This is a genomic window from Sphingomonas panacis (genome assembly GCF_001717955.1).
GTDB classification, from domain to species: domain Bacteria; phylum Pseudomonadota; class Alphaproteobacteria; order Sphingomonadales; family Sphingomonadaceae; genus Sphingomonas; species Sphingomonas panacis.
Genome location: NZ_CP014168.1, coordinates 2,828,015 through 2,848,779, shown reverse-complemented (window position 1 = coordinate 2,848,779; position 20,765 = coordinate 2,828,015). Strand labels below are relative to the sequence as shown.

General features: G+C 66.9%; 17 protein-coding genes. 10 read left to right on the top strand and 7 right to left on the bottom strand.

Annotated features, from left to right (window positions below; genetic code table 11):
* The first annotated feature begins 7 nt into the window (after positions 1–7).
* From J0A91_RS13085 to J0A91_RS13065, 5 genes are all read left to right on the top strand, one after another.
* A complete protein-coding gene (locus tag J0A91_RS13085; protein WP_069207298.1) occupies positions 8–1,543 on the top strand; it encodes a rhamnogalacturonidase in 1,536 nt (511 codons plus the stop codon).
* A gap of 73 nt (positions 1,544–1,616) precedes the next feature.
* Positions 1,617–4,664, top strand: a complete 3,048-nt coding sequence (locus tag J0A91_RS13080) for a glycoside hydrolase family 35 protein (protein ID WP_069205278.1) — start codon at positions 1,617–1,619, stop codon at positions 4,662–4,664.
* On the top strand, positions 4,661–5,884 hold the full coding sequence (locus tag J0A91_RS13075; RefSeq protein WP_150126913.1) for a glycosyl hydrolase 53 family protein: 1,224 nt from the start codon (positions 4,661–4,663) through the stop codon (positions 5,882–5,884). The genes J0A91_RS13080 and J0A91_RS13075 overlap by 4 nt, the downstream gene beginning before the upstream one ends.
* A gap of 12 nt (positions 5,885–5,896) precedes the next feature.
* Positions 5,897–7,012 carry a beta-galactosidase BglB gene (gene bglB / locus J0A91_RS13070; RefSeq protein WP_069205277.1) on the top strand — a complete coding sequence of 372 codons (1,116 nt, stop codon included), beginning with the start codon at positions 5,897–5,899 and terminating at the stop codon, positions 7,010–7,012.
* A 24-nt stretch (positions 7,013–7,036) separates the two neighbouring features.
* A complete protein-coding gene (locus tag J0A91_RS13065; protein ID WP_069207296.1) occupies positions 7,037–8,554 on the top strand; it encodes an MFS transporter in 1,518 nt (505 codons plus the stop codon).
* A 69-nt stretch (positions 8,555–8,623) separates the two neighbouring features.
* On the opposite strand, the gene J0A91_RS13060 is transcribed toward J0A91_RS13065, so the two are convergent.
* On the bottom strand, positions 8,624–9,472 hold the full coding sequence (locus J0A91_RS13060) for an alpha/beta hydrolase (RefSeq protein WP_069205276.1): 849 nt from the start codon (positions 9,470–9,472) through the stop codon (positions 8,624–8,626).
* Between the two features lie 8 nt (positions 9,473–9,480).
* Positions 9,481–10,260: an IclR family transcriptional regulator gene (locus J0A91_RS13055; RefSeq protein ID WP_069205275.1), complete on the bottom strand. Its 780-nt coding sequence runs from the start codon at positions 10,258–10,260 to the stop codon at positions 9,481–9,483.
* A 179-nt stretch (positions 10,261–10,439) separates the two neighbouring features.
* On the opposite strand from J0A91_RS13055, the gene J0A91_RS13050 reads away from it, so the two are divergent.
* The gene (locus J0A91_RS13050; protein WP_069205274.1) at positions 10,440–11,333 is read left to right on the top strand and encodes an SDR family oxidoreductase; all 894 of its coding nucleotides are present in this window, start codon (positions 10,440–10,442) and stop codon (positions 11,331–11,333) included.
* A 6-nt stretch (positions 11,334–11,339) separates the two neighbouring features.
* Here the strand turns inward: J0A91_RS13050 and J0A91_RS13045 are convergent, their stop codons facing one another.
* Complete coding sequence (locus J0A91_RS13045; RefSeq protein ID WP_069205273.1) at positions 11,340–12,026, bottom strand: HPP family protein; 687 nt, start codon at positions 12,024–12,026, stop codon at positions 11,340–11,342.
* A 74-nt stretch (positions 12,027–12,100) separates the two neighbouring features.
* Here J0A91_RS13045 and J0A91_RS13040 point away from each other — a divergent pair, with 74 nt between their 5' ends.
* Both J0A91_RS13040 and J0A91_RS13035 read left to right on the top strand, forming a co-directional pair.
* Positions 12,101–12,808: a LamG domain-containing protein gene (locus J0A91_RS13040; RefSeq protein WP_069205272.1), complete on the top strand. Its 708-nt coding sequence runs from the start codon at positions 12,101–12,103 to the stop codon at positions 12,806–12,808.
* A 58-nt stretch (positions 12,809–12,866) separates the two neighbouring features.
* Positions 12,867–13,853, top strand: a complete 987-nt coding sequence (locus J0A91_RS13035) for an MBL fold metallo-hydrolase (RefSeq protein ID WP_069205271.1) — start codon at positions 12,867–12,869, stop codon at positions 13,851–13,853.
* A gap of 49 nt (positions 13,854–13,902) precedes the next feature.
* Here J0A91_RS13035 and dld read toward each other — a convergent pair whose 3' ends face one another.
* The 4 genes from dld to dnaK all read right to left on the bottom strand — a co-directional run bounded on the left by dld (position 13,903) and on the right by dnaK (position 19,480).
* The gene (gene dld / locus J0A91_RS13030) at positions 13,903–15,615 is read right to left on the bottom strand and encodes a D-lactate dehydrogenase (protein WP_420852799.1); all 1,713 of its coding nucleotides are present in this window, start codon (positions 15,613–15,615) and stop codon (positions 13,903–13,905) included.
* 331 nt (positions 15,616–15,946) lie between these two features.
* Entirely contained in the window at positions 15,947–16,324 is a 378-nt protein-coding gene (locus tag J0A91_RS13025; protein WP_069205270.1) for a hypothetical protein, read from the bottom strand.
* Positions 16,321–17,448 (bottom strand): molecular chaperone DnaJ, encoded by a 1,128-nt coding sequence (gene dnaJ / locus J0A91_RS13020; protein ID WP_069205269.1) that lies wholly within the window; start codon positions 17,446–17,448, stop codon positions 16,321–16,323. Before dnaJ ends, J0A91_RS13025 begins: the two co-directional genes overlap by 4 nt.
* A 133-nt stretch (positions 17,449–17,581) precedes the next feature.
* Positions 17,582–19,480: a molecular chaperone DnaK gene (gene dnaK, locus J0A91_RS13015; protein ID WP_069205268.1), complete on the bottom strand. Its 1,899-nt coding sequence runs from the start codon at positions 19,478–19,480 to the stop codon at positions 17,582–17,584.
* Between the two features lie 161 nt (positions 19,481–19,641).
* Here dnaK and J0A91_RS13010 point away from each other — a divergent pair, with 161 nt between their 5' ends.
* Together J0A91_RS13010 and J0A91_RS13005 are read left to right on the top strand one after the other, a co-directional pair.
* Positions 19,642–20,082 (top strand): copper chaperone PCu(A)C, encoded by a 441-nt coding sequence (locus tag J0A91_RS13010; RefSeq protein WP_240501999.1) that lies wholly within the window; start codon positions 19,642–19,644, stop codon positions 20,080–20,082.
* Positions 20,079–20,552: a vgr related protein gene (locus J0A91_RS13005; RefSeq protein WP_069205266.1), complete on the top strand. Its 474-nt coding sequence runs from the start codon at positions 20,079–20,081 to the stop codon at positions 20,550–20,552. The genes J0A91_RS13010 and J0A91_RS13005 overlap by 4 nt, the downstream gene beginning before the upstream one ends.
* Positions 20,553–20,765: the final 213 nt, after the last annotated feature.

Below are 20,765 nucleotides of genomic sequence, written 5' to 3'. Positions count from 1 at the left end.
GATGCTGATCAACCGCCGCGAACTCAGCTTGGGCGTGGCCGCAAGCATGGCGCTGATGCCGGCCGCCGCGATGCCGTTCGCCGGCCACCTCGCGCGCCGCTTCGACGTGCGCGATTACGGCGCACGCGGCGACGGCGTGGCGATCGACAGCGGCGCGTTCAACGCCGCGATCCTCGCCGCGTCGCAGGCGGGCGGCGGCACCGTCGTCGTGCCGCGCGGCCGCTACCTGTGCTTCTCGATCCGGCTGCAGAGCCGCGTCACGCTGCTGCTCGGCAAGGGCGCGGTCATCGAAGCCGCCGATCCCGCCCGCCATGCCGGGCACTACGACGTGCCTGAAGAGGGCATCGATCAACTCTATCAGGATTTCGGCCACAGCCACTGGCACAACAGCCTGATCTGGGGCGCAGACCTCTCCGAAGTCGCGATCGTCGGCCCCGGCCTCATCCACGGCGCCGGCCTCACCCGCGACGGCCCCGGCGCGCGCTGGAAGGCGCAGACCGGCGAGCGGCCGCTGTCGATGCGCGGGTTGAGCGACCGCGAGATCGCCCGACTCGAACCCGACTGGAAGCGGATGGTCGGCCTTGGCAACAAGGCGATCGCATTCCGGGGCGGACGCGATATCCGGCTGTCGGGCTTCTCGATCCTCAAGGGCGGCCATTTCGCGATCCTCGCGACCGGCACGCGCGGGCTGCGCATCGACGGCCTCTCGATCGACACCGATCGCGACGGGATCGATCTCGATTGCGTCAGCGACGTGATCGTCGAGCGCTGCCGGGTCAATTCGCCCAACGACGACGGCATCGTCGTGAAGAGCAGCTTCGCGCTCGGCCGCGCGGTCGCCGCGGAGGACATCCTGATCCGCGATTGCGCGGTCTCGGGCTATGACATGGGGTCGATGCTCGACGGCACCCGCCGCCAGACGCAGCAGATCGCGCCCGATCAGGACCGCGTGACCGGGCGGATCAAGCTCGGCACCGAATCGAACGGCGGCTACCGTAACGTCCGTATCGAGGACTGCAGCTTCACCCACTGTCGTGGCCTCGCGCTGGAAACGGTCGATGGCGGCGTGATGGAGAATGTCGTCGCGCGTCGGCTGACGATGCGCGACGTTACCACCGCGCCGCTGTTCCTCCGGCTCGGCGACCGCCGGCGCGGCCCCGACGGTACCGGCATCGGGGCGATCCGTGGCGTCGAGATCAGCGACATCGACGCGCGCGGCATCGACCACCGTTTCCCTGCCGCCATCGCCGGCCTGCCCGGCAACCGGATCGAAGACGTGTCGCTCAGCCACATCCATTTCTCCTATCGCGGCGGCGGCACGGCGGAGGATGCGCGGCGCGTGCCCGAGGACCATGCCAGCGCCTATCCCGAACCGAGCATGTTCGGCGTGCTGCCCTGCTGGGCCTTATGGGTCCGCCACGCCGCGCGACTGCGGATCGACCGCTTCACCGCAGAGACCGCGACACCGGACCAGCGGCCACCGTTCGTCTTCGCAGATGCCCCCGGCCTATCGATCCTGCGAACGCCCCTGTTTCGCGCTTAACGTTTGACGCGACGCGCTGATAGCTTTACCCATATTACGGAATAGCAGTTCACAATATGGTGGGAGGGGAGCAATGAGAAAGCGCGCATCGCAGACGCATCTCGGTCGCGCCGGCCGGGCGCTTGCCGCCTTGCTGACCGCGTCCGGCCTCGTGCCACCAGCCGCCGCGCAGGTCGCCAGACCCACCGCCAACCTCGCCGCGCCGGTCCGCAGCTTCGGCCGCGTCTCCTATGACGCCCGCTCCCTGATGATCGACGGCAAGCGCACGCTGATCTGGTCGAGCGAGTTCCACCTCTTCCGCCTGCCCAGCCCCGATCTGTGGCGCGACATCCTTCAAAAGATGAAAGCGAGCGGGTTCAACACCGTCGCCGTCTATTTCGACTGGGGATATCACAGCCCCAAGCAGGGCGTGTACGATTTCAGCGGCATCCGCGATATCGACCGGTTGCTGACGATGGCGGAGGAAGAGGGCCTCTACGTCATCACCCGCGCCGGCCCTTATGTGAATGCGGAACTGTCGCGCGGCGGCTTTCCGGGCTGGCTGGTCAATCAACGCGCCAGGGCGCGCACCGATGATCCGCAATATCTCGCGGCGGTCGACGAATGGACCAGCCGGATCGACGCGATCATCGCCCGCCACCAGATCAACGGTGACGGCAAGGGGCATCACGGCACCGTCATCCTCCACCAGATCGAGAACGAACTGTCGGTCACGACCGCGTCGCAGCGGCGCTACATGGACCATCTTTACGCGCATGCGCGCGCGGATGGCATCACCGTGCCGATCTTACACAACGATCAGGGCCGCAACGGATATTGGGCGCCGGACAGCTCGCCGGTCGCGCAGGTCGTTCACGGCCCCAACGATCTCTACGCGTTCGATGGCTATCCCGGCGGCACCTGCACCGTGCAGGGCAAGCCGACGCGCAATGTCGGCGCGCCCGACTGGGGCTTTTACGGCCCCGGCGGCGCGAAGGGCGGCGCGTCGGCATCGCCCGACACGCCCGGCTTCCTCGCCGAATTCGGCGGCGGCTGGTTCGATTATTGGGGATCGAACGGCGGTTACGACTGCAACGCCATCCAGCGCGGCAAGCGTTTCCAGCGCGTGTTCTACGGCACCAATCTCGCCAACGGCATCGGCATCCAGAGCTTCTACATGGGCTATGGCGGCACGAGCTGGGGCTGGTTGCCCGCGCCGGTTGTGTTCACCAGCTACGATTATGGCGCGGCGATCTCCGAACCACGCGAGATCCGCGAGAAAGCCGAGGAACTGAAGCAACTCGGCGGGCTGATCGCCTCGGTGCCCGATCTGGCTGGGATGGTGGCGGCCGGGCCGGTGGCGATCTCCTCGCCCGACATTCAGGTGTATCACAACAAAAGCCCCGAGAGCGGCGCGCGCTTCCTGCTGGTGACTCACAAGCCCTCGAACGGGCAAAGCGACGACCGCTTCACCGTCACCGCCGATCTGCCCGACGGTCGCTACACGCTGCCGCTGCGGCTCAATGGCTTCGACGCCAAGTGGCTGGTCGCCGGGGTCGATCTCGCCGGGCAGCGGCTGGTCTATTCGACCTCCGAACTGCAAAGCGCGCAGACGATCGACCGTGCCGGGCTGCTGCTGCTCTACGGCCGCACCGGCGAGCCGGGCGAGACTGTGCTGCGCTACACCTCCGCGCCGACCGTCACCGTGCTGGAAGGCAAAGCGGAAAGCGCGTTCGATGCGGCGAAGGGCGATCTCAAGCTCGGCTATATCCACGACGGCCGCACCGTCGTGCGGATCACCGGCGGCGGCCGCCCCGCGCTCACGATGATCCTCGCCGACGAGAAAGAGGCGGTGCGCTACTGGCGCCGCGACAGCGCTGCAGGGCCGGTGCTGGTGCGCGGCCCGGCGCTGGTCCGCAGCGCGGCGAGCGCCGGAGCGACGCTCGCGCTGACCGGCGACACCGCCGCCGAAACGCCGCTCGAGATATGGGCGCCCAAAGCCGTGCGCGCGCTTCGCTGGAACGGCGCTGTCGTGCCGGTGGAAGCGACCGCAACCGGCAGTCTCGCCGCAACCCGCCCGCTCGCCGGTCCTGTTCCCGTGACCTTGCCCGCGCTCGACCATTGGCGCGCCGCCGAGGGTGTTCCGGAGACCGAGCCGAATTTCGACGACGCCGCCTGGCAAGCGGTCGACACCCGCGCCAGCGCCAGCATCACGGCGCGCCCCGACGGCCAGCCCAACATGGGAATGGATTCCTACGGCTTCCACGAAGGCGACGTCTGGTATCGCGGCCGCTTCACCGGCGCGCCCGACGCTAAGACGCTGGCTCTGTTCTACGGCGCGGGCGGATCGGGGCTGGTACAGGTCTGGCTCGACGGCGTGTTCGTCGGCCAGGACGAACTGCCCGCCGGCCTCCCCCGCCCGATCACCACCGGCGGCGCGCGCTTCACGCTTCCTACAGCTTCGCAGACGCCGGGCGAACACATCCTGTCGGTCATGGTGCGCAACAATGGCCACAATTGGGATCTCGACGCCGACGATTACCACAAGGAAGCGCGCGGCCTGATCTCAGCCTCGCTCGAAGCACCGGGCGGGCGCAGCTTCGGCATCCCGATCGCGTGGCGAATCCAGGGTCAGCGCGGCGGCGAAAACCTGCCCGATCCGTCGCGCGGCCCCGCCAACAGCGGCGGCCAATATGGCGAGCGGCAGGGCTGGCACCTGCCCGGCTTCGACGATCGCAATTGGGCGACGGCCCCGCTCCCCGCCGTCTCGGCCAGGGCCGGCACGACCTGGTATCGCACCGGCTTCGATCTCGCCGTGCCGAAGGGGCAGGATGCGACGATCGGGGTGTCGTTCGGCGATCCGACCACACCGCGATCGGTCGCGCGCTATCGGGCTTTGCTGTTCGTCAACGGCTGGAACATGGGCCAGTTCATCGCGCATGTCGGCCCACAACGCACCTTCCCGATCCCCGAGGGCATCCTTGATCATCACGGCCACAACGTCCTCGCGCTCGCCGTCACCAGCGACGGCGCACCCGGCGACGCCCTGGAGGCCGTGAAACTGGTCACGCTACGCACCGTCAAAGGCGGCGTGCCCGTCCGCAGCGTAGCCGCGCCACAGACTCCGGCCGAGCTGAAGTGAGCGCTTTTGCGATCTCACGGCGTGCGCTCGGCGTCGGAGCGGGCGGGCTGCTGCTCGCGGGGGCGGCGCGCGCCGCACCTGCCGGGGCGAGGCCGTGGCCGTATCTGATCGGTGCCGACATCTCGTGGGTGCCCGAGGATGAAGCGGCGGGCGCGACCTATTACGAGGCAGGCGTCCAACGCGATCCGCTCGCCATCTTCCGCGATGCCGGCTTCAACGCGATCAAGCTGCGTCTGTTCGTCCATCCCGAGAATGGCTATTCGCGCGGCAAACCCGGCGGGCCGTGGTGTGGCCTCGCCCAGATCATCGACTTTTCGCGGCGCATCAAGGCGGCCGGCTTTCACCTGTCGCTGACCCTCCACTATTCCGACACATGGGCCGATCCGCAGCATCAGGACAAGCCGGCGGCGTGGGCGGGGCTGAGCTTCGCCAAACTGGTCGAAGCGGTGCATCGGCATACCCGCGAGTCGCTGGGGGCGATGGCGAAGGCGGGGGTCGCGCCCGATCTCGTCATCATCGGCAACGAGACCACCTTCGGGATGCTCTGGCCAGACGGGCGCGTGCCGCTGACGATCCCGACCGGCAATGCCGTCACCGACCGAACCCATATGCACCTCGCCGGCGCGGGCGGGTTCGATCGGTTCGCCGTTTTGCTGAAAGCCGGCATCGCCGGCGCGCGCGAAACGGTGCCGGGCGCCAGAATCGCGCTTCACAACCATCTCGGCCGGCACTGGCCGATCGTACAGGATTGGATGGACAATCTGCTACGTCGGGGCGTGCGCTTCGATGCGACCGGCTTCTCCTGCTACCAGCAGGCGGCCGAGGGCGATTGGGCGCGCACCTTCGACGCATTCGAGCGGCGCTATCCCGACCACGGCTTCTTCGCGATCGAATACAGCTCACGCAAACGCTATCTGAACGATCTCGTTCATGGCCATCGCAACGGCTGGGGCGGTTTCATCTGGGAACCAACCCGACACCAGGAAGCGATCTTCACGCGCAACGGCGTCAACGCCGGCGAAGGGCCGAAGCCCAACCTCTTATCGCAAGGCGCCAACGGCGCCGAAGCGCCCGGCGGCGTGCCGAGCGCGGCGTCGCCACCGCCCGAGGATCACGGCGGCCGCTACGACGCCGATCCCGCCTTCCTCGAACTCTACCGCAATATGGCGCGCGATTATGGCCTGTCGGCCGGCCCGCGCCCTGCCCCGATCCGCAAGTAACAGGAGATACACTTGGCCGCTCTCACCCACGACATCCCGCGCACTCAGGTGACGGCGACGATCGACCGGCTGATGGATAACCTCCTCACCATCAAGGACGAGACCGGCGCGTTCCTGCTCCATCTTGAAGACGGGCGGATCATCGACACCAAGGGCTGGGCCGGCTGGGAATGGACTCACGGCGTCGGCCTGTTCGGCATGTGGCGCTATTACGAGCAGACCGGCGACGCCAAGGCGCTCGACATCATCAAGCAATGGTTCGAGGACCGCTTCGCCGAGGGCACGCCGACCAAGAACATCAACACGATGGCGCCGTTCATCACGCTCGCCTACCTCCACGAACATACGCCGGACCCGCGCTACATTCCCTATCTCGACACCTGGGCGGAATGGCTGATGGCGCCCGATGGCCTGCCCAAGACCGAGGACGGCGGCTTCCAGCACATCGTCTACAATGACGAGAATCCGGGCGAATTGTGGGACGACACGCTGATGATGTCGGTGCTGCCGCTCGCCAAGATCGGCTTGCTGCTCGGCCGGCCGCACTATGTCGAGGAGGCGAAGCGCCAGTTCCTCATCCACATCAAATACCTGTTCGACAAGAAGACCGGGCTGTGGTTCCACGGCTGGGACTTCAACGGCCGCCACAATTTCGCGGAAGCCCTGTGGGCGCGTGGCAATTGCTGGGTGACGATCGCCATCCCCGAAATCATCGAGATTCTCGATCTGCCACACGGCGATGCGCTCCGCACCTTCCTCATCGATACGCTCGCCGCACAGGTGAAGACGCTCGCCGAGACTCAGGACGCCGAAACCGGGCTGTGGCACACGCTGATCGTCGATCCAGACAGCTATCTCGAAGCCTCGGCGACGGCCGGGTTCGCCTATGGCATCCTCAAGGCGGTGCGGAAGGGCTATCTGCCGCGCCACTATGAGGCGGTCGGCATCAAGGCGGTACGTGGCGTGCTCGCCAATGTCGACGAGACCGGCGAATTGCGCCAAGTCAGCTTCGGCACCGCGATGGGCGACACCTTGCAATTCTACAAGGACATCGCGCTCACCTCGATGCCCTACGGGCAAAGCCTGGCGATCTGCGCGCTCGCCGAATTCCTGCGCAGCTATATCTAATCCGGGAGCGACGCCGTGGAAACCGTGCCTGACACCGCCGCTCACGCGCCGCGCCGCGTGCGCCTGCACACCTATCTGGCTTACGGCGGCAACGACGTGCTCGGCGCCGGATCGATGGCGGTGGTCAGCACCTGGATCTTGATCTTCTACACCAGTTTCTGCGGGCTTTCGGCGGCGCAGGCGACGATCATCTTCGGCGTGGCGCGCGTGCTCGATGCGTTCACCAGCCCGTTGATCGGGCATCTCTCCGACAATCTCGGCCGGTCGTGGCTCGGCCGCCGGTTCGGGCGGCGCCGCTTCTTCATCCTCGCCGCGATCCCGCTGCTGCCCTCGTTCGCGGTGATGTGGGTCGCCGGGCAAGGCTTCTGGTATTATCTCGTCACCTACGTGCTGTTCGAGATGGTCTATGCGATGGAGATCATCCCCTATGAGACGCTCGCGTCCGAAATGGCGACCGATTACGCGACCAAGGCGAAGTTCGCCGGCGCGCGTATCCTGATCGGCCAGATGTCGGCGATCGCCGCCGCCTTCCTGCCGGGCTGGCTGATCGCGTGGCTCGGCCCGGATTCGCCCGACACCTATCTGTACATGGGCATCATCTTCTCAGGCCTGTTCATGGCCGCCGCGACCTTGCTCTACATCTTTAGCTGGGAACGCCCGCGCGCCGCCGGCCTCGACGACATCGCTGGCGACCGCCCGACACTTGGCGCGGCCTTCGCCGCTTTGTACCGCAACCTGTGGTCGACGCTGCGCATCCGCGCGTTCCGGCTCCACCTCGGCATGTATCTTGGCGGCTATATCAGCCAAGACATCTACAACGCTGCCTTCACCTATTTCGTGATCTTCGCGCTGGCCGGATCGACCGCGATCGTCGCCAATCTCGTCGGCGTCACCTATATCGTCCAGCTCGTCGCGGTGGTGCTGGCGATCAACTTCGCGCTGCGCCTGTCGCCCGCCGCCGCGTACCGCTTCGCCGCGCTGAGCTTCGCGGCGGGGGTGGTGATCTTCCTGGTGATGTACGCCGCTGGCTACACCGCCACCGCCGCTCTGTTCTGGCTGCCGGTGGTGTTCGCCGGACTGGGCCGCGGCGCGCTCAACTACATCCCCTGGGCGACGTACAATTATATGGCCGATGTCGACGAGATCGTCACCGGGCGGCGCCGCGAGGGCGCGTTCGCCGGCGTGATGACCTTCGTCCGCAAGATGAGCCAGGCGCTCGCCGTCATCCTCGTCGGGCAGGTCATGCAGGCGGCGGGCTTCGTGTCGAAATCCGCGCAGCAAAGCCCGCAGGCGATCGCGGCGATCGTCGGGGTGCTCGGCGTCGGCACGCTGGCGATGCTGGTGGTCGGCGTGCTGGTCTCGACCCGCTTCCGGCTGACGCCCGCGACGCACAAGGTTCTGCTCGACGAGATCGAGCATCTGCGCGGCGGCGCCGACGCGCCATCCTCGCCGCAGGCGGCGGCGGTGGTCGAGGATCTGTCGGGCTGGCGCTATGACCGGCTATGGGGCAACAATCCCGTCGCCGCGCCGATGGTGCGCTGAGCCACCGGCCCCGCCCGTTCGTGCTGGGCCTGTCGAAGGCTCAGGACGAACGGGGTTGCAGGCCGGATATTACAAAAACCCGACCTGCCGCAGCCACGCCGCGCACAAGTCCGGCCACGCCGACACCGGCAACCCCGGCGTATCGAGCGCAAAGCCATGTGGCGCGTCGCCGAAGACGTGGAGGTCGGCGACACCGCCCGCCGCGCGCGTCGCGGCATAGAGCCGCAGCGCATTTTCGACCGGGACCACAGGATCGTTGCCCGAATAAACGATGAACATCGGCGGCGGATCGGGCAGAAGCTGCGCATCGGGCTGGAGTCGATCGTACATCGCCTGCTTCTCCACCGGAGGCAGCGGCGGCTTGTCGGGTGCCAAGGTCCGGCCCTTGGCGTTGGTCGAGAGCGGGCCATAGCCGACCACCAGCACATCGGGCCGCGTCGGCAGGTCGGCATGCGGCGACGGCGGCTCGCGCCACTCGGCTGGATATTCGGCGGCAAGGCACGCGGCAAGATGCCCGCCCGACGACAGACCGACGACGCCAAGCCCATCCGGCGCCAGCCCGCGCACGCGGATACGGCGCATCGCCTCGCGCGCGTCATCGAGCGGCGCCGACGGCCCGGTCGCTGCTTGGGGAAAACGATGGATCAGCACGAAGGCGTGATAGCCCAGCCCCGCCAGCCACCGCGCCACCTGCACGCCCTCGCGCCCCGCCATCAGCGCGACATAACCGCCGCCGCCGAGCACCAGCATCGCCCGGCCGTTGGGCGCGACAGGCGCGAAGCCGAGCAGCACCGGCTCCGTCACTGCGGTCACCACAGCCTGTTCGGGTGGCGCGGCTACGTCCTGCAACGTGAAGGGGTTCTCGCCCGCAGTGTCAGCCCATAACGGCCAGACGGTATCGGCACCGAGCTTGGTCATACGCGCCGCTACTTCGCGCCCTTGTAGCCGATCGCCGCGCTGACCTGATTGGCCGCGCGCGCGACTTGAGCGGCGAGATCGTCGATATTGTCCTCGGTCAGATAATGCGCCGCGCTGGCGATGCTGATCGCGATGCAGATTTGGCCGCGCGCGTCGCGCACCGGCGCGGCGATCGAGCGGACGCCATCGCCAAGTTCGCTGTCGTGGAGCACCAGTCCGCGCTCGCGGTTCTTGCGCATCATCTCGATGAACCGCGTGCTGCGCGCCGAGCCAGCCGGCTCGCCGGTCGCCTGCATGTAAAGCTGCGCCCAATGCTCGTCCGGCTCATCGAGCAGCAACGCCTTGCCGATCCCCGTCTCGGCGATCGGGCGGCGGTCGCCCGGCGAGGTCGAGACACGCAGCCGCTGCTGCCCGGTCACGCGGTCGAGGTGCCGCGACCAGTCGCCCTCGCGCTTGCCCGCGAACACGCAGAAGCCGGTGCGCTCGGACAGCAATTCCATGAACGGCCGGGCGATGTGCATGAAGTTGATCTGCTCGGTCGCCAGCGCGCCGAGCTGGAGCAGCTTCGGCCCGAGCGCGAAGCCGGTCGGGGTCACCTGCAGATATTTACGCGAGGCGAGCGCCTGCACCAGTCGGTGCGCGGTCGTCTTGCTCATCCCCAGCTTGCGCGCCAAATCGGTCGCGCGGATCGGCCCGGCGATCACTTCGTCCATGATATCGAGCGCGCGCATCAGCGTCTGCGCGCCTTTTACGCCCGCCGGTTCCTGCTTTTCGTCCTGCTCGTCCATCACTCTCGTCTCGTGCCGCGCGGTAGCGCGGGTTGCCGGACCTACGCCGAGTCGGTGTCACAAGTCAGCAGCTTTTTATGGATGCGGCTTCCGGCGTGCGTGCGCAACCGGCTGTCGGACGGCCGGGAACCGCGATCCCGTTCGATCGCTGAAGCGCCAATCCATCAAGGAGTTACCACATGAGCGACCGTCTGACGATGCAAGACCCGCGGCAGCAATATCCGCGTCCGCCGTTCCCCCGCCAGCCGCAGCCCGTACCCGGCCTCGCAGGGGAACTGGAGCCAAGACCCGACCACGGCGAGACGAGCTACACCGGCTCGGGCAAGCTGAAAGGGCGCAAGGCGCTCATCACCGGCGGCGACAGCGGCATCGGCCGCGCCGCCGCGATCGCCTTCGCGCGTGAAGGCGCCGATGTCGCGATCTCCCACCTGCCTTCGGAAAAGCCAGATGCCGCCGAGGTGCTCAAGCTGATCGAAGCCGAAGGCCGCAAGGCAGTCGATCTGCCCGGCGACATCACCGACGAGGCGTGGTGCCGCGATCTCGTCGCGCAGGCGGTCGAGAAGCTCGGCGGGCTCGACATCCTCGTCGTCAACGCCGGCCACCAGCAGAACCGCAAGGATATCTCCAAGGTCACGTCGGAAGATTTCGACGTGACTCTCAAGACCAACCTCTACGCGCTGCACTGGATCACGCAGGCGGCGGTGCCGCATCTGCCGGCGGGCGCGTCGGTCATCACTACCGCATCGATCCAGGCGTATGAGCCCTCCGCGATCCTGCTCGATTACGCGACCACCAAGGCCGGCATCGTCGCCTACACCAAGGCGCTCGCCAAACAGTTGCTCGAAAAGGGCATCCGCGCCAACGCCGTCGCGCCCGGTCCGTTCTGGACCGCGCTGCAAGCGTCGGGCGGGCAGCCACCCGAGGCGGTCGAAAAATTCGGGTCGGAAAGCCAGTACGGCCGCCCCGGCCAGCCGGTCGAAATCGCGCCGGTGTATGTGCTGCTCGCGAGCCAAGAGGGCAGCTATATCACCGGCGAGGTATTCGGCGTGACCGGCGGGGCAGGTATCGCCTGATCCTCGTCAGGCGCGGCGGCGAAGATCTTCGTACAAGGCCCTCAGGTCCGCCGCGTCGATGTCGAGCGTCTCGCCATAATCGGCGAGCACCGCGTCGAAATCGGCGGGGGTGAGCGCGTCGGGCGCGGGCTGCGCGGTGGCGTGCGCGCGGTGCGGGTAGGAATGGCCGGTCGCGGTGTTGAAGACGATCGCGACGATCATCAGCAACATCGAGTTGAGCAACACCGGCTCCAGCGCGAAGCCATAGCCAGCCGCCGTGATGTGGCTGCCGCCGAGCACCGCCGTCAGCGCGACCGCGCCGCTCGGCGGATGGACGCAGCGCAACGCCGCCATCGCCGCGATGCTGACCCCCAGCGCCAGCGCCGACGCCACTACCGGATCGGAGACCCAGCGCGCCGCCGTCACACCGATCAGCGCGGCGATCACATTGCCGCCGACGATCGGCCATGGCTGCGCGAGCGGGCTGGCGGGCACCGCGAACAGCAACACCGCCGATGCGCCGAGCGGCGCGATCAGGAACGGCAAGCCCGACGAAGCCGCGCCCATCCACCACGCCGATGCGAACCCGATCAGCACGATGCCCAGCGCCGCGCCAAGCGCGCCACGCACCCGCTCGCGCCAGCCGGTCGGGGGTGGCGGCGGCACGAAGGCACCCCAGAAGCTTGGCATGTTGGAGGGTTCCTGGTCGATCATGATGGGCAGCGTCGCTAGCCGATTTGCACGGCACGAGCCACCGGTGATAGCAAGCGGGTGACTGGAGGCCGGTGATGCGCAGGCGAGATCTTTTATGCGGCGCGCTGCCGCTGGCGACGCTCGCGATGCCGCGCCTCGCCTGGGCGAAGCCGGCTGGCGAGCTGTGGCAGTTCGATTCGCTGCGCTCGGTCGGCGGGCACGTGGTCGAAACCGTCGGCGCGCCCACCCTCATCGACAGCCCGTGGGGACGGGCGACCGCGTTCGACGGCATAGACGATGCGCTGCTGATCGGCCGTCATCCGCTGGCGGGGGCGAAGACCTTCACCTTCGAAGCACTGTTCCGCCCCGACGGCGGCGCGTTCGAACAGCGCTGGTTTCACTTGGAGGCCGATGACGGCTCGGGCGCGCCGCCGGGCACCGGCACGACACGGATGCTGTTCGAGATCCGTGTCGTCGAGCAGAGCTGGTATCTCGACGCTTTCGTCACCGGCGCCGGCTACAAGCAGACGCTGATCGATCCGGCGCGCCGCTTCCCCGTCGGGCGTTGGTATCACGTCGCCCAAAGCTACGACGGCCACACCTATCGCGCGTTCGTCGACGGCAAGCTCCAGGCCGAAGCCCCGATCGCCTTCACGCCGCAGCAATCGCCGGGCGGGCCGGGGCGCGCCGCGATCGGCATGCGGATGAACCGCGTCAACTATTTCCACGGCGCGGTGCGCGCGGCGTTCTTCGCCAGGCGCGCGATCGATCCGAGAGACTTCCGGCTGGCGCCCCGAGACTGAACGCTCCGCACGGGCGCACTATATACGCCTGTCATCCCAGTTCGAGGCCGCTTTTCGAATGCCCAAGCGCAACCCCTATCATACCGGCCCGGCCAGCGATCATTTCGATGGCCTGCGCTTCCGCAACGTCGCGGGCGAGCCGGAGACCGACCGCTCGCTCGGCGACGTGCTGCGCTGGCGGCGCGCGGCGCCAAAGACGATCTGGCCAGACATGCTGCCGGTAACGCCGATCGTCCCCGAGCCCCGCGTAGCGGGACTGAGCGTGACGATGGTCGGCCATGCCACAGTGCTGATCCAGATCGCCGGACTCAACATCCTCACCGATCCAGTCTGGTCGCCACGCGCCAGCCCGCTCGCCTTTGCTGGGCCGAAGCGGATCACCGCGCCGGGCGTGACGCTCGATGCGCTGCCGCCGATCGATGCGATCCTGCTGTCGCACAACCATTACGACCATCTCGACATCGCCACGCTGCGCACGCTCCACGCCCGCCACGATCCGCTGATCGTCACCCCGCTCGGCAACGATACGATCGTGCATCGCCGCATCCCGGCCGCGCGAACGATCGCACTCGACTGGGGTGAACACACCGAGATCGCCCCCGGCGCGGAGGCGCATGTCGTGCCCGCGCTGCACTGGTCGTCGCGCGGCGCGAGCGATCGGCGGATGGCGTTGTGGGGCGGCTTCATGCTGCGCGTCGCGGGCCGCCAGGTCTATTTCGCGGGCGACACCGGCTATGGCACTGGCGCGATCTTCCGCGCGATCCGCGCGCGTTTCGGCGCGCCCGATCTCGCGCTGCTGCCGATCGGCGCCTATGATCCGCGCTGGTTCATGGCCGCGCAGCACACCGACCCGGAGGAGGCGATCCAGATCATGGCCGATCTCGACGCGCGCGCCGCGGTCGGCATCCATTGGGGCACCTTCAAGCTGACCGACGAACCGCGCGACGATCCCGCGTTGCGGCTGGCCGCCGGGCTGGCGGCGCGGGGCATCGCCCCGCGCCGCTTCGTCGCGCTGCAACCGGCGGAGACCTTCACGCCGGACTGACGCGCCCAATAACCCCTCCGTCCCGAGCGAATGATGGCAAGGGGGAGACCTACCCCCAGTGTGCCCGCTTCGAGGTCTGACCGATACCGGGGTTGAAGCTGTTGGTCGGGTCGAGCGCGCGGTAGTGCGCGGCGAGCGCCGGCTTGGCGGGATAGAGGTGGCCGACATTGTGCTCGGCCGGATATTCCGCGCCGCGCGCATCGAGCAACGCCCACATGCGATGCTCGATCGCGAGCGGATCATGGCCTTTGCGGATCACGTAATCCTGATGGAAGACGTGGCAGAAGAAGTGGCCGTAATAGAATGTGTGCGCGATCGCCGCGTCCAGCTCGGGCGGCAGCGTCTCGAACCAGTCGGTGTCGTTACGGCGCAGCGCAATGTCGAGCGCGACGATATCGGCGACTTCGCGCGCATGCACCGCGCGATAGCGCACCGCCGCCCCCGCCGCGGCGAAACGGTGCATGAACGCCGCATCGCCCTCGGCCTTGTCGCACCGGAAGAACGCGCCCCGCCCTTCCCCCAGCACGTGCGCAAGCAGCGCCTCGGTCGCTGTCGTATCGGCGCTCGCGACACGCAGCATCAGATGATGCTCGAACCGGTCGCGATAGTCGGTCAGCCGCTTTGGCAAATGGCTCGGGCCGAGGCGGGTCGCGGCCTGTAGCGCCTTGTCCGCCACATCGCGCAAGCCCAGCCGGCGGAACCAGCCGTCGACGCGGTCCTTCCAGCGAAACAACGCCGGCAACCGCGCTGTGCCGAGATAGCGGATGGCGAGAAAGGTGTCGCGGCCATAGCGCTCGGTCAGCACGAACGCGTCGCGGTGGAGATACTCGCCCGCGATCGGCAGCGGCAGATCGCCCGCCAACATCTCGCGCCGGAGTCGCGTCAGATCGGCGGGGTCGTTCGAGCCGATGTAGAACACCTCGGTGCCCGCTTCCTTGGGAAATGTATCGAGCCGCACCGCGAACACCACGACATGCCCCGCCGAACCCGACGCCTCGAACAGCCGCCCCGGATCGGCGTTGAAGCGCGCCGGCGTATCGGCATCGATCGCGCGGACATGTCGCGCGTAATCGTGATCGGAGGCCCGGCCGCCCTCCTGTACCTCGGCGAAATCGCCTCTTTCCAGGCGCATCAGGATCTCCTCGGGTGTGTCGCCGAGTTCCACGCCGAGATGGTTGACCAGTTCCAGCCGCCCGTCCGCATCGACACGCGCATACAGCGCCAGTTCGGTAAACGCCGGTCCGCGGCGCACCAGCGCGCCGCCCGAGGTGTTGCACACCCCGCCGAGCACCGAGGCACCGATGCACGACGATCCGATCACCGAATGGGGCTCGCGTCCGAGCGGGGCGAGCGTCTTCTCCAGCACGTCTAGCGTCGCACCCGGCAGGCACACCACCTGCGCGCCCCCGCGCACCAGATGCACCCCGGCGATCCGCCGCATCGAGACGATCACGACCGGGCGGTCGTACCCGTCGCCATCGGGCGTCGATCCGCCGGTGAGGCCGGTGTTGCTCGCCTGCGGGATCAGGATCGCGCCCGCCTCGACCACCGCCTGCGCGACCCGCCACAGCTCGATCAGCGACCCCGGCCGCACCACCGCGAGCGCCGGCCCGGTGCCGAAGCGATAGCCGGTGCGGAAACGGTGCGTCTCGGCGTCGCCGGTCAGCACATGGCCACCTCCGACCGCGTGACGCAAAGCGCCGAGCAGAGCGGTCGGCGGCCGTGCCGGATCGTGAACGTCATGGTCTTTCATCTGCGCCATCGCGATAGTGCCCGCCGAAGTGATCGTCGTGATGATATCGGCGCAATAGCTGCGCGTGAGAGGATCGGAAGCAACAGAATTTCGTGTAGGTAAACAGTTCGTCGTGCAGAATGCACGGCTCAACGTGCAAATGCTGCACGTGCGAATGCGTGTAATAAAATTGCGCTAGAACGCAACAATCTCCAAATACGCTTCAAGCCGGAATTGACCGGCTGGAGACCCTACCATGCGCATTCTTCAGAACCTCGTCGGCAGCATCTTCGCTGTGGCGGGTGTCGCGCTGGTGGTCGAGGTTCTCATCCTCTGATCCATCGGCCCACCCCGCCCCTTTTCATGAGGGGCGGAACGGGCCGGCGGGATCAAAATGCCGCACAGCGCGCAACGACAGAATTGCAGGCACGCAGAATTTCCGGGGCATCGCGGAGATGCCGACCGGAATGGTGACTGTCGCGTTCCGTCCGCCGATAGCGCGACATTTCGCCCCGGCATCGACATCAAAATGAATGATCCGAACCGTATAATCCGGGCAAAGATCCGAGCAGTGATATTCGGCGATCACAAGCCTGCCATGATATTGGCCAAGAATATTACGCCCGTTTAGCCGAGTTCCGTCCAGGCGGCTTTCCGCAAACGCCCTCAACGTTTCATCGTTCAGCAGCGTTGGCGATGGCACGCCCGCCGCCAGCATGGCGGCGAGCGCGAGCATCATCCCCAGGCACCCTTCATCTTCTGAAAGAAGCCGGCGCTCTGCGGAGTTTCTGCGCCCGTCTCGGTGGCGCGCAATTCCTCGAGCAGTTCGCGCTGGCGTGCGCTGAGCTTGGTCGGCGTCTCGACCTCGATCCGCACCACCAGATCGCCGCGCCCGCGCCCTTGCAGCACGGGCATGCCCGCGCCGCGCTGGCGCAGTTCGCGGCCATGCTGCGTGCCGGCCGGGATCTTGATATGGTGCTGCTCGCCATCCGGCCCCGGAATCGTGATCTCTCCACCGAGCGCCGCGGTGGTGAAGCTGATCGGCGCGCGCGCGAGCAAGGTCGTGCCCTCCCGCTCGAACAGCGGATGCCGGGCAACGTGCAAGAAAATGTAGAGATCGCCAGCCGGCGCGCCGCGTAGCCCCGCCTCGCCTTCGCCGGTCAGGCGGATGCGCGTGCCCTCGTCGACGCCAGGGGGCACGTTGACGGTGAGCGTCTTGGTGCGCTCGACCCGGCCCTCGCCGTGGCAGGTGCCGCACGGATCGGCGATCACGCGGCCAGCGCCGTGGCACGACGGACAGGTCCGCTCGACCACGAAGAAGCCCTGTTGCGCGCGCACCTTGCCGTGGCCGGCGCAGGTGGTGCAGGCCTTGGCGCTGGTGCCGCGCTTGGCGCCGCTGCCTTCGCAGGTCTCGCACACCGCCGACACATCGACCGTGACCTCGGTCGAGCGGCCGTTGAACGCATCCTCGAGGCTGATTTCCATGTCGTAGCGCAAGTCCGCGCCGCGTCGCGGCCCGCTGCGGCCACCGCCGCCGCGCTCGCCGCCCATGAATTCGCCGAAGATGTTCTCGAAAATGTCGCTGAAGCCGCCAAAGTCCTGCGCGCCGCCGTGCCCGCCGCCCGGACCGCCGTTGCGGAACGCGGCATGACCAAAGCGATCATAAGCCGCGCGCTTCTGCGGATCTTTGAGGCAATCATAGGCCTCGCTGATCGCCTTGAAGCGGCCCTCGGAATCCTTGCACCCGGCGTTCCGATCCGGGTGATATTTCATCGCGAGCTTGCGATACGACGCCTTGATGGTGGCATCGTCAGCGGTGCGCTCGCATTCGAGCAGTTCGTAGAAATCGACTTCGGTGGTCATGTACCGCCCTCAAGCCCGCTCCCCGGTGGGAGAGGGTTGGAAGAGGGGCAGCCCCGAACCGACCGTTCGCGACTGCCCCTCTCCCGCCATCGCTTCGCTCGGCTGCCCCCCCGCAGGGAGAGGGCGAACCGGATTACGCCTTGGTGTCGTCGACTTCGGAGAATTCCGCGTCGACCACGTCCTCGTGCGGCGCCTCGGCACCAGCCGAAGGCGAAGCCTCGGACTGCGCCTGCTTCTCGTAGATCGCCTGACCGAGCTTCATCGCGACCTGGCCGAGCGCTTCGGCCTTGGCCTTCATCGCCTCGGGATCGCCGCTCTCGACGGCCGCCTTGGCGTCAGCGATCGCCGCTTCGATCTCGCCCTTGAGCGACGCATCGACCTTGTCGGCATTGTCGGCGAGCTGACGCTCGGTCGTGTGGATCAGGCTCTCGGCGTTGTTCTTCGCCTCGGCCGCCGCACGGCGCTTCTTGTCGTCCTCGGCGAACTGCTCGGCGTCGCGGACCATCTGCTCGATGTCGCGATCCGACAGACCGCCCGAGGCCTGGATGCGGATCTGCTGCTCCTTGCCGGTGCCCTTGTCCTTGGCGGACACGTTGACGAGGCCGTTGGCGTCGATGTCGAACGTCACTTCGATCTGCGGCACGCCGCGCGGTGCGGGCGGGATGCCGACCAGATCGAACTGGCCGAGCAGCTTGTTGTCCGCCGCCATTTCACGCTCGCCCTGGAAGACGCGGATCGTCACGGCGTTCTGGTTGTCGTCCGCGGTCGAATAGGTCTGCGACTTCTTGGTCGGGATCGTCGTGTTGCGGTCGATCATGCGGGTGAACACGCCACCCAGCGTCTCGATGCCGAGCGACAGTGGCGTCACGTCGAGCAGCAGCACGTCCTTGACGTCGCCCTGAAGCACGCCCGCCTGAATGGCGGCGCCCATCGCGACGACCTCATCCGGGTTAACGCCCGAATGCGGCTCCTTGCCGAAGAAGTCCTTCACGACCTGACGGACCTTGGGCATGCGCGTCATGCCGCCGACCAGAACGACTTCCGAAATCTCGCTGGCCTGGATGCCCGCGTCCTTCATCGCCTTCTTGCACGGCTCGAGCGTCCGCTGGATCAGATCCTCGACCAGCCGCTCGAGATCGGCGCGGGTGATCGCCTTGACGAGATGCTTCGGACCGGTGGCGTCCGCCGTGATGAACGGCAGGTTGACCTCGGTGGTCGCCGCCGACGACAGCTCGATCTTCGCCTTTTCGGCCGCTTCCTTCAGACGCTGGAGCGCCAGCTTGTCCTTGGTGAGATCGATGCCTTCCGCCTTCTGGAAGTCGCTCGCCAGGAAGTTGAGCAGCTTGTTGTCGAAATCCTCACCGCCGAGGAAGGTGTCGCCGTTGGTCGCCTTCACCTCGAACACGCCGTCACCGATCTCGAGGATCGAGATGTCGAACGTACCGCCGCCAAGGTCATAGACCGCGATCGTCTTGTTGGTATCCTTGTCGAGACCATAAGCGAGCGCGGCCGCCGTCGGCTCGTTGATGATGCGCAGCACTTCAAGGCCCGCGATCTGCCCGGCGTCCTTGGTCGCCTGGCGCTGCGCGTCGTTGAAATATGCGGGCACGGTGATGACCGCCTGAGTCACCGTCTCGCCGAGATAGGCCTCGGCGGTTTCCTTCATCTTCTGGAGCGTGAAGGCGCTGATCTGCGAAGGCGAATATTCCTTGCCGCCGGCGCCGACCCAAGCGTCACCGTTGTTGCCGCGCACGATCTTGTACGGGACCAGCTCGGTGTCCTTCTTGGTGATGGGATCGTCGAAGCGGCGGCCGATCAGGCGCTTCACTGCGAAGATGGTGTTTTCCGGGTTGGTCACTGCCTGGCGCTTTGCCGGCTGGCCGACCAGTCGCTCGCCATCCTTGGCGAACGCGACGATCGACGGCGTGGTGCGCGCGCCCTCGACATTCTCGATGACCTTGGGCTTGCCGCCCTCCATCACCGAGACGCAGCTATTGGTCGTGCCCAGATCGATACCGATTACTTTTGCCATTGGTCCTCTACGGCCCCCGTCTTGTTCAGGTTTGCAACACTGGCGGCGCCCCCGAATGGGCGACACCGCTCTCTACTCGCCGGATATAGGGGGGCTTTTGCTTGTCGCAAGATTTCCACGCGCCTAGAACGTAACGATCCTTTCCCGAAGCGGGAGTTTGTGTGCGCATCCTCGGCCTTTTTATGGCGATCCTGCTGGGTCTCGGCGGCTGTAGCCAGCCCAAGCAATTCTATATCGACCACGGCTACGTCCGCCTCGCGGCGGCGCCGGGGCGGCCGGCGGCGGCGTATTTCACGCTGCACGGCGGCCCGGCCGACATGACGCTGATTTCGGTCCATACCGAAGTCGCGATCAAGGCCGAGATTCACCAGTCGATGATGACGGGCAATATGTCGGCGATGAAGCCGCTCGACCGTGTTGCCCTGCCCGCCGGCGGGACACTGGTGTTCAAGCCCGGCGGAATGCATGTGATGCTGTTCGACATGAACCCCGCGATCAAACCGGGCAAGACGATGACTCTGGACTTCACCTTCTCGGATGGGTCGCGCTACGAATATGACGCGATGGTGATTGCGGCTGGCGCCCCAGCACCGAAGTTTTGAGCCAGGCGGCACGGCCGCTGACCGAGGGCGAGATCACGCTCGCCCGCAGCGTGTTCGGCGATGCGATCGATTACGCGCCGGTGCGGATCGTGCTCGGCAAATGGGCGTTCTTCCAGCCGCGCGACACGGTGATGGCACCGCGCGGACGAATCCATTTCCACCCCAAGGGCACAGCCTATCGCGACGATTTCGCGCGCGCGCCGCTCGGTGCGCAGGCGCTGTTCATCCACGAGATGGTGCATGTCTGGCAGCACCAATGCGGGCTGTTCCTGCCGATCCGGCGCCATCCGTTTTCGCGCTATCACTATGCGATCCGCGCGGGCCTGCCGTTCGCGCGCTACGGCATCGAGCAGCAGGCCGAGATCGTGCGCCACGCCTTCGTGCTCCGGCATGGCGGGCGCGTGATCGGCGCGGCGGCACTTGAAGTGTACGAGGGGATGTTGCCGTTTACGGCGGCTGCGCGGGTGTAAAACGGCAGCTTTGGAGCGATGCGGCAAGATGCGGTTCGACGCTGTCGAGGCTATTGATGCCTTCGTGAGCGACGGGTGGGCCGCTACGTTGAAAACCCGGTAAACGGCACCGCAGCGCCTCCATCCGATCATTTCGTTACACGCACGATTGAACTTCTCGGGGCCTTCGCGGGTTCTTGTTCCACGCCAGGATAGAAAACGAAGGAATCCGCA

What these genes read in the sequence shown, in the direction of transcription:
- J0A91_RS13060 (WP_069205276.1), bottom strand. Translation starts at nt 9,472, where the DNA reads ATGACCAAGCTCGGTGCCGATACCGTCTGGCCGTTATGGGCTGACACT.
- dnaJ (WP_069205269.1), bottom strand. Translation starts at nt 17,448, where the DNA reads ATGACCACCGAAGTCGATTTCTACGAACTGCTCGAATGCGAGCGCACC.
- J0A91_RS13050 (WP_069205274.1), top strand. Translation starts at nt 10,440, where the DNA reads ATGAGCGACCGTCTGACGATGCAAGACCCGCGGCAGCAATATCCGCGT.
- dnaK (WP_069205268.1), bottom strand. Translation starts at nt 19,480, where the DNA reads ATGGCAAAAGTAATCGGTATCGATCTGGGCACGACCAATAGCTGCGTC.
- J0A91_RS13035 (WP_069205271.1), top strand. Translation starts at nt 12,867, where the DNA reads ATGCCCAAGCGCAACCCCTATCATACCGGCCCGGCCAGCGATCATTTC.
- J0A91_RS13025 (WP_069205270.1), bottom strand. Translation starts at nt 16,324, where the DNA reads ATGATGCTCGCGCTCGCCGCCATGCTGGCGGCGGGCGTGCCATCGCCA.
- J0A91_RS13055 (WP_069205275.1), bottom strand. Translation starts at nt 10,260, where the DNA reads ATGGACGAGCAGGACGAAAAGCAGGAACCGGCGGGCGTAAAAGGCGCG.
- dld (WP_420852799.1), bottom strand. Translation starts at nt 15,615, where the DNA reads ATGGCGCAGATGAAAGACCATGACGTTCACGATCCGGCACGGCCGCCG.
- J0A91_RS13080 (WP_069205278.1), top strand. Translation starts at nt 1,617, where the DNA reads ATGAGAAAGCGCGCATCGCAGACGCATCTCGGTCGCGCCGGCCGGGCG.
- J0A91_RS13040 (WP_069205272.1), top strand. Translation starts at nt 12,101, where the DNA reads ATGCGCAGGCGAGATCTTTTATGCGGCGCGCTGCCGCTGGCGACGCTC.
- J0A91_RS13045 (WP_069205273.1), bottom strand. Translation starts at nt 12,026, where the DNA reads ATGATCGACCAGGAACCCTCCAACATGCCAAGCTTCTGGGGTGCCTTC.